Genomic DNA, 15,756 nt, shown 5'->3' on the forward strand with positions numbered 1-15,756 from the left:
TGCCATTCATGCAAACACGTCCGCTGCACAAACTGCTGTGCGCCGCCATCGGTCTGGGGATCAGCCTGAGCGCCAGCGCTGCCGATCCGCTGAAGGTCGGTTTCGTTTACATCGGTCCGATCGGCGACCACGGCTGGACGTATCAGCATGAACAGGGGCGCAAGGCGCTGGCGGATAAGTTCGGCGCGCAGATCACCACCAACTACGTGGAAAACGTCGCCGAAGGCGCCGACGCCGAGCGGGTCATCCGCAACATGGCCAAGGACAAGTACGACCTGATCTTCACCACTTCTTTCGGTTATATGAACCCGACGCTGAAAGTCGCGAAGCAGTTTCCCAAGGTGACGTTCGAACACGCCACCGGCTACAAACAGGACAAGAACCTCGGCACCTACCTGGCGCGCACTTACGAGGGGCGCTACGTCGGCGGTTTCCTCGCGGCGAAGATGACCAAGAGCAAAAAAATCGGCTATGTCGCCTCGTTCCCGATTCCCGAGGTGATCCGCGACATCAACGCCATTCAACTGGCCTTGAACAAGTACAACCCCGGCACCGAAATCAAAGTGGTGTGGGTCAACTCCTGGTTCGATCCGGGCAAGGAAGCCGATGCCGCCAACGCCCTGATCGATCAGGGCGTCGACGTGGTGTTCCAGCACACCGACAGCCCGGCGCCGATCCAGGCCGCTGAACGACGTGGCGTATATGCGGTGGGTTACGCCTCGGACATGGCGCATTTCGGGCCGAAAGCGGTGCTGACTTCCATCGTCAACGACTGGGCGCCGCACTACATTCAGGCGACGCAAAGCGTCATCGACCACACGTGGAAACCCCAGGATTACTGGGGCGGGCTGAAGGAAGGCACGGTCGAACTGCCGATCAGCGATCTGGTGCCGGCGCCAGTGAAAGCCGAGGCCGAGCAGTTGATTGCCGACATCAAGAGCGGTGCATTGCAGCCGTTTACCGGGCCGATCAGGGATCAGGCCGGTGTCGAGAAAATCCCCGCGGGGGTGAGCGCGACGAATGCAGAACTGGCGTCGATGAATTACTACGTTGAGGGTATGAAGGCAGAGATGCCGAAGTAATCCCAGCCCCACCGCCATCCCCTGTAGGAGTGAGCCTGCTCGCGATAGCGGTGTTTCATTCAGCAAAAGTGTTGCCTGGTACACCGCTATCGCGAGCAGGCTCACTCCTACATTTGATCTTTTGTGTCCTCAAGGATTGTGTATGGATCAGCTTCCCATCATCGACATCAGCCCGCTCTACACCACTGACGAAAGCGCCTGGCCTGCCGTGGCCGAGCAGATCGACCAAGCCTGTCGCGAGTGGGGCTTTTTCTATATCAAGGGTCATCCGATTTCTGCGCAGCGCATCGATGCCCTGCTCGATCATGCCGAGCGCTTTTTCGCCCTGCCCGCGGCAGAAAAACTCAAGATCGACATCACCCAGACCCGTCACCATCGCGGCTATGGCGCGATTGCCACCGAGCAACTGGACCCGGACAAACCCAGCGACCTGAAAGAAACCTTCGACATGGGCCTGCACCTGCCGGCCGATCATCCCGAAGTGCTGGCGCAAAAGCCGTTGCGCGGGCCAAACCGCCATCCGGCGCAACCCGGCTGGGAAGCCCTGATGGAGGCGCATTACTGCGACATGCAGGCGCTCGCGCAAACCCTGCTGCGGGCGATGACGATTGCGCTAGGGATCGAGCGCGACTTCTTCGACACGCGCTTCGTTGAGCCGGTCAGCGTGCTGCGCATGATCCATTACCCGCCGCGTCACACCGCCAGTTCCGCCGAGCAGCAAGGCGCCGGCGCGCACACTGATTACGGTTGCATTACCCTGCTCTACCAGGACAGTGCGGGCGGTCTGCAAGTTAAGAACGTTCAGGATGAATGGATCGACGCGCCGCCGATTGACGGCACTTTCGTGGTCAATCTCGGTGACATGATGGCGCGCTGGAGCAATGACCGTTATCGCTCGACACCGCACCGGGTGATCAGCCCGCTCGGGGTTGATCGTTATTCAATGCCGTTCTTCGCCGAGCCGCACCCGGACACGCGCATCGAGTGCCTGCCCGGGTGCCAGGACGCCGCGCATCCGGCGAAATATCCGACCACCACGTGCGCAGAGTTCCTGCTGTCGCGCTTCGCCGATACCTACGCCTATCGCCGCGAGCAGGAAGCCGTGTGATGGATCGTCTGGTCAGGTTTTGCCGATTATTTCGCCGCGCCTCTGTAGAATGCCGGCATTGCACCTGATGAGAAAAGACTATGTACGACTGGCTCAACGCCCTGCCCAAGGCTGAACTGCACCTGCATCTGGAAGGCTCGCTGGAGCCTGAGTTGCTGTTCGCCCTCGCCGAACGCAACAAGATCGCCCTGCCGTGGAGCGACGTCGAAACCCTGCGCAAGGCTTATGCGTTCAACAACCTGCAAGAGTTCCTCGACCTGTATTACCAGGGCGCGGACGTGCTGCGCACCTCGCAGGATTTCTACGACCTGACCTGGGCCTACCTGCTGCGCTGCAAGGCACAGAATGTGATTCACACCGAACCGTTCTTTGATCCGCAAACTCACACCGACCGCGGCATCCCGTTTGAAGTGGTGCTCAATGGCATCGCCGCAGCACTCAAGGACGGCGAGACGCAACTGGGCATCAGCAGCGGTTTGATCCTCAGCTTCCTGCGTCATCTGAGCGAAGAAGAAGCCGAGAAAACCCTCGATCAGGCGCTGCCGTTCCGTGACGCGTTTGTCGCGGTCGGGCTCGACAGTTCGGAAATGGGCCATCCACCGAGCAAGTTCCAGCGCGTCTTCGATCGCGCGCGCAACGAGGGCTTCCTCACCGTTGCTCACGCCGGTGAAGAAGGCCCGCCGGAGTACATCTGGGAAGCCATCGACCTGCTGAAAATCCAGCGCATCGACCATGGCGTGCGCGCGATCGAAGACGAGCGGCTGATGCAGCGGATCATCGACGAGCAGATTCCGCTGACGGTGTGCCCGCTGTCGAACACCAAGCTTTGCGTGTTCGATCACATGTCGCAGCACAACATTCTCGACATGCTCGAGCGCGGCGTGAAGGTCACGGTGAATTCCGACGACCCGGCGTATTTCGGCGGTTACGTGACCGAAAACTTCCATGCGCTGCACGAACACCTGGGTATGACCCAAGACCAGGCCAAGCGTCTGGCGCAGAACAGCCTGGATGCTCGGTTGGTCAAACCTTAAACAACATCGCAGCACCAATGTAGGAGTGAGCCTGCTCGCGATAGCGGTGTGTCAGTTGAAGAACTCATATCTGGCACACTGCTTTCGCGAGCAGGCTCACTCCTACATTTTGACTGTGTTCAGCCAGTGACTTCGGTTTCAGTCAGCTCTTCCAGGGTTTTCCCCCGAGTCTCCATCCCGAACAGCCACACCACCCCCGCGGCAACCGCAAAGCACGCCGCACCCAGCGCGAATACCCCGCCCTGCCCGGTTATCGGGAACACCAGACCGGTCACCAACGGCCCAAGCAGCGAGCCGACACGCCCGATCGCCGAGGCAAAGCCCGAGCCGGTCGCCCGTGCTGACGTCGGGTACAACTCCGGCGTATAGGTGTAGAGCACCGCCCACATGCCGAACAGAAAGAACTGCATCAACAGCCCGGTGCCGATCAGCAGTGCAACGTTGCCACCGAATACCGCGCTCTGACCGTAAAGAAACGCCATTACCCCGCCGCCAAGCAACGTGACGATGCACACCGGTTTGCGCCCCCAGCGCTCGACCAGCCACGCCGCCATCAAGAACCCGGGAATCCCGCCGAGGGAAATCAGCACGGTGTAATACACCGATTGAGTCACGGCGAAACCCGATTGCTGCAGCAGCGCACTGAGCCATGAGGTCAATCCGTAGAAACCGAGCAGGGCAAAAAACCACAGGCTCCAGATCATCGTCGTGCGCTGGCGGTACTGTGGCGACCAGATCTGCTGAAGCGCCGAAAAGAAATTGCCCGGTGGCGTCACCGTGCGTGGCAGCCGCACCGGTTCAGGCAGCGTCGCACCGCCCAATGATGCACGGACGCGTTGCTCAATGCCGTTGAGTACCTGGTCCGCGTCCGTCTCGCGCCCGGCCTGTTCCAGCCAGCGCGGTGACTCCGGGATGAAAAAGCGGATCACCAGCACAAACACCGCCGGCACTGCCAGGACCAGGAAGATGTCGCGCCAGCCGATCAGCGGCAGCAGAAAATACGAAAGTACCCCTGCGGCGACAAAACCGAGCGGCCAGAAACCATCCATCAGCGCGATGTAGCGCCCACGCCGCTGGGCCGGGATCAGTTCCGACAGCATCGACTGGGCAATCGGAAACTCCATGCCCATGCCGATCCCCAGCAGGATGCGGAATAACGTCAGGGTCTCGACCGTTTGCGCGGTCGAACACAGGTAACTGGCCACGCCCCACAACACGATGCTCCACTGGAACACCGGTTTGCGGCCGAAACGGTCGGCCAGCATCCCCGACAACGAGGCGCCCAGCACCATGCCGAAAAAGCTCGAACTGGCGAGCAACCCGGCCTCGGCGCTGCTCAGTCCGAATTCGGCTTTGATGGAACCGAGCAGGAACGTCATCATCGCCAGGTCCATGGAGTCGAAGAAAAACGCCAGGGCAATGATGATGAAAATGATTCGGTGATAACCGCTCAGTGGCAAGCGTTCCAGTCTTTCAGCTGCGCTGAAGCGTTGAGTGTCCATGCGGTGTCCCCCTCCGGAAAAATCCCCGGAACGAGTGTGCGCGATGGTGATTCAGAGGCCGTACTGAATGCGACCTGCCCGCAGCCGTGGACGACGCCGTCCCCGGCTTGACCAGCGCCAACGCTCTATAACGCCACTTCCAGCTCGGTTTCCCGGGCAAAGCGATGGATTTCCCGTTGCCCGGCGGCGGTCAGTTGCAGGGCGCGGGAATCGTTGGGCAAGGTCAGCCAGCCGGACTGCATGAACAGTTGCAACAACGCCGCACCGAGTGAGCCGCCCATGTGCGGACGGCGCTCGCTCCAGTCCGGGCACGCGCACGCCACCTGCACATTGCGATGGGCCAGGGCCTGGATGAATACGCCGCGTTTGGCCAACTGCGTGGAGCCCTTGTGCGTCACGACCACCCGCTGTTCGAGCTGTTCGATCCAGCCGGCATCGAGCAGGCGCTGATACAGATCGGCCGCCAGTGTGCCGCCCAGATGGTCGTCGCAGAAACGCGCGCGCAACAGCGAAGACGGCGCCGCCTGGGGCTTGACCATCGCAGCGGTGCGTTTCAGCGCCGCCGGTATCTCGCGCGGGGCGCTGGCGATGGTGGCGCTGGCCAGTGCCTCGATTGCCGCGCCGACCTCCGGTGCCGCCAGGCGAAAGAAGCGTTTTCGACCGCGTATTTCGACTTTCAACAGACCGCCAGCGGACAGCCGCCCCAAGTGCGCACTGGCTGATGACGGCGAGAGCCCTGCCAGCAGCGCCAGCTCTTCGGTTTGCCGGGCCGAACCATCCATCAACGCCCACATCATTGCGCTGCGCTTGGGGTCGGCCAGCAACGTGGCGATCTGGCTGATGCAAGGTGCATGTTCCATGTGTTCACTCCCTGTTGAATCGTATCGTCTACCGCTCGAAGACATCTTGGCCGGTAATCAGTCAGCGGCCAAGACGCGGAAATCGCCATAGGCCGTGGCAAGGCAGGCCGCTGACGCAACCTGCTCCGGCACAGAACCCGCAGCAGGTGCGCAACCGTCACTTGAGTCCTGGCGATGCAGTGCGAGGGCATCCGGGACGGGGTGTCGGTGCTGGTATGAGGCGGGCGCTAGTATAAGCGGGTTAGGCGCCGAGTCCTGCGCCGGGGCCTGCGCACTTGGTGATTGTTCCTGACAGAAATTTCTCTATTTACCTGCGACTAATGATCAAGTTTCAGGAAAGCGGGAAATTGACTACTCAGTTCAGCGCATCGGCTGGCGAGCATCTCGCGCAAAAGGTTCACCGGCTTACTCAATTGTGCGCGATGGGCGCACAGCAGATTCAGCGGTGCGCGCTCACACAGCAGCTCCGGCATCAGTACTTTGAGGCGCCCGGCCAGCACGTCGGCGCCCACATCGAGCCAGGATTTATAGGCGATCCCGGCCCCGGCCAGCGCCCACAACCGCACGACATCGGCGTCATCGCTGAAGCGGTCGCCACTGACGGTCAGACTGACTTCGCGTTTGCCATCATGGAAACTCCAGTGGTCATGAACGCGGCTGCCGAGCATGTACAGCAGGCAGTTGTGCTGGGCCAGTTGCTCGAGCTGGCGGGGTTCGCCATGCCGCGCCAGATACGCCGGCGAAGCACACAGCACCCGGCGGTTGTGTGCGGCGATGGGCAAGGCCACCAGCGTGGAGTCTTCCGGCTCGCCATAGCGCAAGGCGATGTCCACCGGTTGGCGAAACAGGTCGGCGATACGGTCGCCCAGTAACAGGCGCACCGTCAGTTTCGGATGCTCGCGCTGAAATTCATCGAGCCAGGGCAACAGCAGGTTGCGCCCGAAATCCGAGGGTGCCGACAATTGCAGAACCCCGCTGACCTGATCCTGCCCGCTGGCCAGCCAGCGCCGGCCCTCATCGAGATTGCCCAACGCCGCCCGCGCGTATTCGAGAAAGCCCTCGCCCTCGGCAGTCAGGCGCAGGCTGCGGGTCGAGCGCGCCAGCAACCGCGCGCCGAGCTGCTGTTCGATCCGTTTCAACGCTGCGCTGGCCACGGCGGCGGACATGTCCATCACCCGCGCCGCCGCCGACAGGCTACCGAGATCCGCCGCCCGGACAAACAACTGCAAATCATCGAAACGCAGCATCCTCAGCCTCGATTATCAAAAAAATATTGAAAGAGACTGCTCTTTTAGCCGGTTTTATCCCGCAGAGAAATAGCCAATGATGGCCTCATCGAATTCCACCGCTGTCCTGGTCAAGTGCCACGGCGCGATTGTCTGATTTGTTCTATTACCTGTACGGAGCCACCCATGAAAGCCATCGCCTATTACGCCTCGCTGCCCATCAGCGACACCAACGCCCTGCAAGACATCGAACTGCCAGAACCCGTCGCCGGCCCGCGCGACCTGCTGGTGGAAGTCAAAGCCATCTCGGTCAATCCGGTCGATACCAAAGTGCGGCAGAACGTGGCCCCGGAGAACGGCGCAGCGAAAGTGCTGGGCTGGGACGTTGCCGGTGTGGTCAAGGCCGTGGGCAGCGATGTCACCTTGTTCAAGGCCGGCGACAAGGTGTTCTATGCCGGGTCGATTGCCCGGGCCGGTAGCAACAGCGAATTGCACGTTGTCGATGAACGCATCGTCGGCCATATGCCCAAGTCCCTCGGTTTTGCCGACGCCGCCGCCCTGCCACTGACCGCCATCACCGCGTGGGAGCTGCTCTTTGAGCGTCTGCACATTCGTGAGGGCAACACCGATGAAAACCAGCGCCTGCTGATTGTCGGCGCAGCGGGCGGGGTGGGCTCGATTCTTACCCAATTGGCCAGGCAGTTAACGGGGCTGAAGGTGATCGGCACGGCCTCCCGCGAGCAGACTCGTGACTGGGTCAGCAAACTGGGCGCCGACCTGGTCATCGATCACAGCCAGCCGCTGAGCGAAGAACTGAAACGCGCCGGCATCGACAGCGTGACCCACGTCGCCAGCCTGACCCAGACCGATCAGCATCTGCCGCAACTGGTCGAAGCCCTGGCGCCGCAAGGCAAACTGGCGCTGATCGACGATCCGAAGTCGTTCGACATCAGCCTGCTCAAGCGCAAGAGCCTGTCGCTGCACTGGGAGTTCATGTACACCCGCTCGCTGTTCGAAACGCCGGACATGATCGAACAGCACAAGCTGCTCAACCGCGTCGCCGAGCTGATCGATGCCGGCACTTTGAAGACCACCGTGGGCGAGCACTTCGGCACGATCAATGCGGCCAACCTGCGTCGCGCCCACGAACTGCTGGAAAGCGGCAAGGCCAAGGGGAAAATTGTTTTAGAAGGTTTCTGAAAACATCAAACCTCGCAGTCGCTGCTCTGCCAGAGCGGCTGCGAGGTTTTTTGCCGTCAGTCAGTTGCCTGACCCTTGTCACAATTGCGCGCGTATTGGGGTCTACAATCGAAGCCTCTGCGATACATCTTTTACGCAAGGGAGGTCAGCAATGAAGATCCTGATAAAAGAAGTGGCAAAGTCTCAATGGCAGGTTCGCCTGGACCAGCACGTCGTGACCTTTCGCAGTGAAGCCGAGGCTTTGGCCTTCACTCGCACCCTCGAAGCGCGACTCTGCGCGCCCCATCGAATCCCCGAACACAGCCAGCAGCGCGCTGCTGGCTGAAGCGTTCAACCTTGGGCCTGTGCCAGTGCCCGGGCATTTTGCAGACGTCGAGTGAGCAGCGCGACGCTCACTACCAGCAAACCGCACAGGCTGATGACCATGGCCATCGGCACCGCGCTGCCGTCGTGCAACACCCCCACCAATGCTGCTGCACCGGCGGCGATGCTGAATTGCAGGCAACCGAGCATCGCCGACGCGCTGCCGGCGCGCGCGCCCTGGCCGTTCATCGCGCACGCCGAGGCGTTGGGGATGATGCAGCCGAGGCTGGCAATGCAGATGAACAACGGAATCAGCAACGGCCACAAGGCATCAGGATGCATCGCGCTGACCGCCAGCAACGTCAGCCCCGCAAGGAAATACACCCACACTGCACGCACCAGCAAAAACGCCGGGCCACGTCTGGCCAGCAGGCGTGCGTTAACCTGCGCGACCAGGATGAAACCTGCTGCGTTGGTGCCGAACAGCCAGCCGAAATGCTCGGCCGGAACGCCGTACAGCTTGATGAAGACAAACGGTGAACCGGCGATGTAGGCAAACATCCCGGCGATGGCTATCCCGCCGGTCAGCGCGTGGCCCAGATAAACCGAATCCTTGACCAGTCGCGTGTACTGGCGAAGCGCACCGGACAAGGGCTGGCGCGGCATGTGCGCCGGCATGCTTTCCGGCAGACCGAGCGCTACCGCCAGCCCCGCCAGCGCACTGAACCCGGTCAAGACCAGAAAGATCGACTGCCAGCCCGTGGTGTTGACCAACAGGCCGCCAAGCATCGGCGCCAGAATCGGTGCCAGGCCCATCACCAGCATCAGCTGCGAAAAGACCTTGGCCGAGCCCACCGCATCGCACTTGTCACTGACCACGGCCCGGGAGATCACCATGCCTGCGCAGCCGCCCAGTGCCTGGACGAAACGCGCGCCGATCAGCCATTCGAGATTGGGCGCGTAGGCGCAGGCCAGCGACGCCAGGGTGAACAGGCCGACGCCGCTGAGCAGCGGAATGCGCCGACCGAACCGGTCTGCGATCGGACCGTAGGCCAGTTGACCCAGCGACAGGCCAAGGAAATACGCCGCCAGCGTCAGCTGAACATGCTGTTCATCGGTGCCGAACGCCACCGCCATGGCCGGAAACGCGGGTAAATAGAAGTCGATCGCCAAGGGACCGAAGGCGCTCAAGGCGCCGAGTATCAGAATCGTACGGAAGTTCATCAGGCATCCAGATGGGCAAGTCGCAGCCCGACAGTCTAGCTGCGCCCGGACGCCTTGAACATTCCGATAGCTCGCTAACGATCAAAAAGCACAGCTCACCTGTGGCAAGGGAGCTTGCTCCCTCACCACAGGGTTTGATCGATATCAGGCGAGTTTGACCTCATACCCTTCTTCGCGAATCGCTTCGATGACCTGATCGGCACTGAGCGCACTTTCGACGCCAACCTCTTTTGCTGACAGATCGACGCGCACGCTGGCCGTCGGATCCATCGCCTGCACGGCATCGGTAATGGCTCTGACGCAGTGGCCGCAGGACATGCCTTGAACGTTGAACACTTGCATGGAAGGACTCCTTTGAGTGAGGTTGCCGGCAGTGTCGAGCTTGCCACGATGGCAAGGTCAAGTTCTGCGCGAAACTGCCGGGCTGGCAATCGGCGCCGCGCTCGGCCAAGCTGCGTACATCAATGACTCGAATTCAGGAGATTCAGCCATGCGCTGGTCAGCTTTGAGCCTGTTTGGCTTGCTCAGCCTTTTCGCCGCCGTCCCCCAGGTGCAAGCCGCCGGTGAGGATTACGCGGTGCTGATCATTTCCCGCGAGCGCCTGGAAGTGGCGACGTCGTGCGAAATCGGCGTGTACATTCAGGACCAGCTCTCGGCACGCCTGTTTCAGGAGCAGAGCACCTCGTTCAACTTGCCGCCGGGCAAGGTTTCGCTGCGCTTGAAACTGTTGCCGGGCCAGGCACCGGGGTGCAATCCGGGAATGCTGGCGCCGGGCTCGCAGGAAGTCGTACTGCATGCCGGTGATGTACTGAAGTACCGGTTGGCGATGAATGCTGAAGGTGTTTACCTGAAACGAGCCGATCTCGGTTATTGAGGTTCAGATCGTTCCCACGCTCTGCGTGGGAATGCCTCCTGTGACGCTCCGCGTCACGCTCGGGATGCGGAGCGTCCATGGCTGCATTCCCACGCGGAGCGTGGGAACGATCAGACCGAAAATTGGCGCTTGACCTTGCCCGCGTGGCAAGGTTGATCCTGTAGGCAACTTCTACAGGGAGCGTGACCGATGTCCGAATCCATCACTTTCGATCTGCCGATTGCCGGCATGACCTGCGCCAGTTGTGCCGGGCGCGTCGAGCGGGCCTTGAGCAAAGTCAACGGCGCCAGCGCCGTCAGCGTCAACCTCGCCACCGAACAGGCGCGGGTACAGGCGCCCGGCGACAGCCTGCCGGCGCTGATGCAAGCCGTGGAGCGCGCCGGTTACAGCGTGCCTCGGCAAACCCTTGAACTGAGTATCGACGGCATGACCTGCGCATCCTGCGTCGGTCGCGTCGAACGCGCCCTGAAAAAAGTCCCCGGTGTGAACAGCGTCAGCGTCAATCTGGCCAATGAGCGCGCCCATCTCCAATTGCTCGGTCAGGTCGATGCGCAAACCCTGCTCGATGCGGTGAGCAAGGCCGGTTATTCCGCCAGCGTCTGGCAAGCCGAACGCTCGCAATCGGATGATCAGCAAAAACGCCTGCTCCGCGAACGCTGGGCGCTGATCTGCGCGATCGCCCTCGCCCTGCCGCTGGTGGCCCCGATGCTGCTGCAACCGTTCGGCATCCATTGGATGCTCCCGGCCTGGGCGCAATTTGCCCTCGCCACGCCCGTGCAATTTATCTTCGGCGCGCGCTTTTACGTGGCGGCGTGGAAAGCCGTGCGCGCCGGCGCCGGCAACATGGACTTGCTCGTCGCCCTTGGCACCAGCGCCGGTTACGGCTTGAGCCTGTACGAATGGGCCACCGCGGGCGAGCGCATGCCTCATCTGTATTTCGAAGCCTCGGCGGTGGTCATCGCCCTGGTGTTGCTCGGCAAATACCTTGAGAGCCGCGCCAAGCGCCAGACCGCCAGCGCCATCCGCGCGCTGGAAGCATTGCGCCCGGAGCGGGCGATTCAGGTGATCGACGGCCGCGAGCAGGATGTCGCTATCAGTGCCCTGCGCCTCAATGATCTGGTGCTGGTCAAACCCGGTGAGCGCTTCCCGGTCGACGGCGAAGTCATCGACGGCCAGAGCCACGCCGACGAAGCGCTGATCAGCGGCGAGAGCCTGCCAGTGCCGAAACAACCGGGCGACAAGGTCACCGGCGGCGCCATCAATGGCGAAGGCCGCTTGCTCGTGCGCACTCAGGCGCTGGGCGCAGAAACCGTGCTGGCGCGCATCATTCGTCTGGTGGAAGACGCCCAGGCAGCGAAAGCACCCATTCAGAAGCTGGTGGATAAAGTCAGCCAGATCTTCGTACCGACGGTCTTGCTGCTGGCCCTCGCCACGCTGCTCGGCTGGTGGCTGTATGGCGCGCCGCTGGAAACGGCGCTGATCAACGCCGTTGCCGTTTTAGTCATAGCTTGCCCCTGCGCCCTCGGTCTCGCCACCCCGACGGCGATCATGGCCGGCACGGGCGTTGCCGCACGCCACGGCATTCTGATCAAGGACGCCGAAGCGCTGGAGCGCGCCCATGAAGTCAGCAGTGTGGTGTTCGACAAGACCGGCACGCTGACCTCCGGCACGCCGCGTATCGCCCACCTCACGGCGGTCGATGGCGACGAAGACCAATTGCTGACATTGGCCGGTGCGCTGCAACGTGGCAGTGAACACCCGCTGGCCAAAGCGGTGCTGGACGCCGCAGCCGAACGCGGCTTGAAGGTGCCGGATGTCAGCGACAGCCAGTCGCTGACCGGTCGCGGTATCGCCGGCGATCTTGCGGGCCGGCGTCTGGCGCTGGGCAATCGCCGAATGCTCGACGAAAGCGGTTTGAGTGCGGGTCTCCTGAGCGAATCAGCCGAGGCCTGGGAGCGCGAAGGCCGCACGCTGTCCTGGCTGATCGAACAACGTCCGGACCCGAAAGTGCTGGGCCTGTTCGCCTTCGGTGACACGCTCAAACCCGGCGCCCTGCAAGCGGTGCAACAACTCGCCGCACGGAATATCCACAGCCACCTGCTGACCGGTGACAACCGCGGCAGCGCACGTGTGGTGGCCGAAGCCTTGGGCATCAGCAATGTCCACGCCGAAGTGCTGCCGGCCGATAAAGCCGCAACCGTCACCGAGCTGAAGAAAACCGGCGTGGTTGCCATGGTCGGCGACGGCATCAACGACGCGCCGGCACTCGCAGCGGCCGATATCGGTATTGCCATGGGCGGCGGCACCGATGTCGCCATGCACGCGGCCGGCATCACCCTGATGCGCGGCGATCCACGCCTGGTGCCGGCGGCGCTGGAGATCAGCCGCAAGACCTATGCGAAGATCCGCCAGAACCTGTTCTGGGCCTTCGTCTACAACCTGATCGGCATTCCGCTGGCGGCGTTTGGTTTGCTCAACCCGGTGCTGGCCGGCGCGGCCATGGCGCTGTCGAGCGTCAGTGTGGTGAGCAACGCGCTACTGTTGAAAACCTGGAAACCCAAAGACCTGGAGGAGCACCGATGAACATCGGCCAAGCAGCCAAGCACAGTGGCCTGAGCGCAAAAATGATCCGTTACTACGAGTCGATCGGGTTGCTCAAGGCAGCGAGTCGCACTGACAGCGGTTACCGGGTCTACGGCGCCGATGACCTGCACACGCTGGCATTCATCAAGCGCTCGCGGGACTTGGGCTTTTCCCTTGAGGAGGTCGGCAAGCTGCTGACCCTGTGGCAGGATCGCCAGCGTGCCAGCGCCGATGTGAAAGCCTTGGCGCGGCAGCACATTGACGAGTTGAACCAGAAGATCCGCGAACTCGGCGAGCTGCGCGATACCTTGCAGGATCTGGTCGAGCATTGCAGCGGCGACCACCGCCCGGACTGCCCGATCCTCAAGGAACTGGCGTCGGGCTGCTGCGCGCAACCCGCTCGCGCCTGAGCGCCAGCGCCTTCACCACACAGAGGGTGCCGAGGGGAATGCCATGGAACAGCATGACCACGGCCCCCGGCGTCCACCACGCATAGAACGGCGCGGCGATCAGCATGCCGATGCCGAAACCGGTCATTTGCAGCAGGGTCAGGACGCTGAAAATCGGCAGGCGCAGGGCCGCCGGTTCGCGTTGCAGACGAGACAGTAGACTCACTTCGGAAATGCCGTCGCCCAGCCCCGCCGGCAAGGCAAACAGCAACAGACCGTAGAGGCTGTGCTGCTGGAACATCAGAATGAAACCGCACGACATCAGCGCCACGCCGCAGAAAAAGCGTCGTTCGAGATGGCGCTTGTCCGAGCCTTTCAGGCGACTGGCGATGCGCGCGCCGAGCAGTTTGCCGCTGGCCCACACGGCGAGCGCCAGGCCCAGTGTGGTACTCGCCGCGTCCGGAGTAAGCAGCTTCGAAATGATCGGAAAACCAACGTTGTGCGCGGCGCTGCCCAATGTATCGGCCATCGTCACTGCAAGCATGGCGGCGACTACCGGGGCACTGCGCAGCCCCTGCTTGAGGGCCGTCCATTCACCGCGTTCGGCGACGTCGCTGCCCATCGGCTTTTCAAAGCGCAGCGGCACGATCAGCAACGCTGCCAGCAAATAGGTCAGGGCATTGAGGGCGAACACCGTCGCGAACCCAAACCCCGCCACCAGCAACCCCGACACCAGACTGCCGCCGACCATCGCTGCGGATGAGGCCGAAGTGATCCAGGCGTTGGCCTTGAGCAATTGCTGCTCGGGGATCAAACGCGGTAACTGACTGTTCAGGCCGATGGCGAACATCGAATTGCCCAGGCCGAGGCCAAAGGCAATGAACGGCAGCAGCCATGCCTGTTGACTCGCCGGAGTGATCAAAAGCAGCCCCAGCAGCACGGCGCGCAACAAATCGAAAGCAATCAGCGGCGCGCGGCCCTGCCAGCGTCGGTAAAACCACGTGCCGATCAGGCTGGCGAAGATCCCGCCCCCGACGCGACTGGCGAGGAAAATGCCGACGCTCATTGCGCTGTTGCTCAGCAGGTAGACATAGGTGGCGAGCGCGACCATGTTGAGGAACGCGCCGAAATCGGAAATCAGCCGGGCACTGACGATCAGGTGGGTGTTGCGCGAGGTGATCACATTCAGTCCTTGAGTGTGCGAAGGTCGGTCAGATTCCCATACAACTTTCAGCAACACCACAAACCCCAGTAGGCCTTCGCCTGCTCGCGATAGCGGTGTATCAGCTAATACAGTGTTGATTGATCCACCGCTATCGCGAGCAGGCGAAGGCCTACAAGGATCGGTGGTGTTAACCAATGGCGCAGGTACAAAAAACCCGGCCGAAGCCGGGTTTCCCGTCAAACAATCACTGCATCCACGGCGGTGGAGGCGGTTCGTCGGACTTGCCTTTCGGCGCATCGTCCGCCGCGCGAATGGCCTGCTTGCGCTCCTCGTCGAGACGCGCCGCTTCGATTTCGCGGAGCACTCCGCCAACATCAGCCAGGTCCTCGGGATCGTCGAACTCGCCGGTCAGCACACTGTTCGGGTGCAAGGTGCCGGCTTCGTACAACGCCCACATTTCCTTGGCGTACTTGGTCGTCTTCAACTCCGGCGCGAAACGCCCGAAGTACGCAGCCATGTTGCCGACGTCACGCTCGAGCATGCTGAACGCGTGGTTGTTGCCCGCCGCGTCGACCGCTTGCGGCAGGTCGATGATGACCGGGCCGGTGGGTGTCAGCAGCACGTTGAACTCGGAGAGGTCACCGTGCACCAGACCGGTACACAACATCAGCACGATCTGCGAAATCAGGAAGGCGTGATACTCGCGCGCCTGATCCGGTTCCAGCACCACGTCGTTCAGACGCGGGGCGGCGTCGCCGTATTCGTCAGCCACCAGCTCCATCAACAGCACGCCGTCGAGGAAGTCGTACGGTTTGGGCACTCGCACACCGGCACCGGCCAGACGGAACAGCGCCGCCACTTCCGCGTTCTGCCAGGCATCTTCGGTCTCTTTGCGACCAAACTTCGAACCCTTCGCCATGGCCCGGGCCTGACGGCTGTTGCGAACCTTGCGGCCTTCCTGATACTCGGCCGCCTGGCGGAAACTGCGTTTATTCGCCTCCTTGTAGACCTTGGCGCAACGTAACTGATTGCCGCAGCGCACTACATAAACAGCTGCCTCTTTGCCACTCATCAGTGGGCGCAGCACTTCGTCGACCAGACCGTCCTCGATCAGGGGTTCAATGCGTTTTGGAGTCTTCATCAGCTTTTATTGTGGGTCCTTTATTACCAAACACGCGAATGTCACTCGTTATACGGCAATCCTCG

15 protein-coding genes are annotated in these 15,756 nt (G+C 61.9%); 8 read left to right on the forward strand and 7 right to left on the reverse strand.

The genetic code is table 11. The features are described from left to right. Positions 1-8: 8 nt before the first annotated feature. The 3 genes from HU739_RS14180 (at position 9) to HU739_RS14190 (ending at position 3,224) form a co-directional block, all read left to right on the forward strand. Complete coding sequence (locus HU739_RS14180; RefSeq protein ID WP_186547390.1) at positions 9-1,082, forward strand: BMP family ABC transporter substrate-binding protein; 1,074 nt, start codon at positions 9-11, stop codon at positions 1,080-1,082. A gap of 142 nt (positions 1,083-1,224) precedes the next feature. Further along, positions 1,225-2,190 carry a 2-oxoglutarate and iron-dependent oxygenase domain-containing protein gene (locus HU739_RS14185; RefSeq protein WP_186547392.1) on the forward strand — a complete coding sequence of 322 codons (966 nt, stop codon included), beginning with the start codon at positions 1,225-1,227 and terminating at the stop codon, positions 2,188-2,190. Positions 2,191-2,270: 80 nt separating this feature from the next. After that, positions 2,271-3,224: an adenosine deaminase gene (locus HU739_RS14190; RefSeq protein WP_186547394.1), complete on the forward strand. Its 954-nt coding sequence runs from the start codon at positions 2,271-2,273 to the stop codon at positions 3,222-3,224. Between the two features lie 119 nt (positions 3,225-3,343). Here HU739_RS14190 and HU739_RS14195 read toward each other — a convergent pair whose 3' ends face one another. The 3 genes from HU739_RS14195 to HU739_RS14205 all read right to left on the reverse strand — a co-directional run bounded on the left by HU739_RS14195 (position 3,344) and on the right by HU739_RS14205 (position 6,833). Continuing rightward, positions 3,344-4,726, reverse strand: coding sequence for an MFS transporter (locus HU739_RS14195; protein ID WP_186547396.1), 1,383 nt, complete (start codon positions 4,724-4,726; stop codon positions 3,344-3,346). 125 nt (positions 4,727-4,851) lie between these two features. Beyond that, the gene (locus HU739_RS14200) at positions 4,852-5,586 is read right to left on the reverse strand and encodes an ArsR/SmtB family transcription factor (protein ID WP_186547398.1); all 735 of its coding nucleotides are present in this window, start codon (positions 5,584-5,586) and stop codon (positions 4,852-4,854) included. A 317-nt stretch (positions 5,587-5,903) separates the two neighbouring features. Next, positions 5,904-6,833, reverse strand: a complete 930-nt coding sequence (locus HU739_RS14205; protein WP_186547400.1) for a LysR family transcriptional regulator — start codon at positions 6,831-6,833, stop codon at positions 5,904-5,906. A 165-nt stretch (positions 6,834-6,998) separates the two neighbouring features. Between HU739_RS14205 and HU739_RS14210 the strand changes: the two genes are divergently transcribed. Then, on the forward strand, positions 6,999-8,012 hold the full coding sequence (locus HU739_RS14210; RefSeq protein ID WP_186547402.1) for a zinc-binding alcohol dehydrogenase family protein: 1,014 nt from the start codon (positions 6,999-7,001) through the stop codon (positions 8,010-8,012). A gap of 151 nt (positions 8,013-8,163) precedes the next feature. Continuing rightward, positions 8,164-8,337 (forward strand): hypothetical protein, encoded by a 174-nt coding sequence (locus HU739_RS14215; RefSeq protein ID WP_186547404.1) that lies wholly within the window; start codon positions 8,164-8,166, stop codon positions 8,335-8,337. A 5-nt stretch (positions 8,338-8,342) separates the two neighbouring features. Here HU739_RS14215 and HU739_RS14220 read toward each other — a convergent pair whose 3' ends face one another. Both HU739_RS14220 and HU739_RS14225 read right to left on the reverse strand, forming a co-directional pair. Then, positions 8,343-9,539: a multidrug effflux MFS transporter gene (locus HU739_RS14220; RefSeq protein ID WP_186547406.1), complete on the reverse strand. Its 1,197-nt coding sequence runs from the start codon at positions 9,537-9,539 to the stop codon at positions 8,343-8,345. Between the two features lie 144 nt (positions 9,540-9,683). Beyond that, positions 9,684-9,881 carry a heavy-metal-associated domain-containing protein gene (locus HU739_RS14225; RefSeq protein ID WP_186547408.1) on the reverse strand — a complete coding sequence of 66 codons (198 nt, stop codon included), beginning with the start codon at positions 9,879-9,881 and terminating at the stop codon, positions 9,684-9,686. A 148-nt stretch (positions 9,882-10,029) separates the two neighbouring features. Here HU739_RS14225 and HU739_RS14230 point away from each other — a divergent pair, with 148 nt between their 5' ends. From HU739_RS14230 to cueR, 3 genes are all read left to right on the forward strand, one after another. After that, entirely contained in the window at positions 10,030-10,413 is a 384-nt protein-coding gene (locus HU739_RS14230) for a hypothetical protein (RefSeq protein WP_186547410.1), read from the forward strand. Positions 10,414-10,602: 189 nt separating this feature from the next. Beyond that, positions 10,603-12,996, forward strand: a complete 2,394-nt coding sequence (gene cueA, locus HU739_RS14235) for a copper resistance metal-translocating P1-type ATPase CueA (protein ID WP_186547412.1) — start codon at positions 10,603-10,605, stop codon at positions 12,994-12,996. Continuing rightward, positions 12,993-13,406: a Cu(I)-responsive transcriptional regulator gene (gene cueR / locus HU739_RS14240; protein WP_186547414.1), complete on the forward strand. Its 414-nt coding sequence runs from the start codon at positions 12,993-12,995 to the stop codon at positions 13,404-13,406. The genes cueA and cueR overlap by 4 nt, the downstream gene beginning before the upstream one ends. Here the strand turns inward: cueR and HU739_RS14245 are convergent. Together HU739_RS14245 and HU739_RS14250 are read right to left on the reverse strand one after the other, a co-directional pair. Continuing rightward, a complete protein-coding gene (locus HU739_RS14245) occupies positions 13,360-14,568 on the reverse strand; it encodes an MFS transporter (RefSeq protein WP_186547416.1) in 1,209 nt (402 codons plus the stop codon). The two genes, cueR and HU739_RS14245, sit on opposite strands and share 47 nt — an antisense overlap. Before the next feature lie 226 nt (positions 14,569-14,794). Continuing rightward, positions 14,795-15,691 (reverse strand): PA4780 family RIO1-like protein kinase, encoded by an 897-nt coding sequence (locus HU739_RS14250; protein WP_186547418.1) that lies wholly within the window; start codon positions 15,689-15,691, stop codon positions 14,795-14,797. Positions 15,692-15,756: the final 65 nt, after the last annotated feature.

Source organism: Pseudomonas hamedanensis, assembly GCF_014268595.2.
Classification (GTDB): Bacteria; Pseudomonadota; Gammaproteobacteria; order Pseudomonadales; family Pseudomonadaceae; genus Aquipseudomonas; species Aquipseudomonas hamedanensis.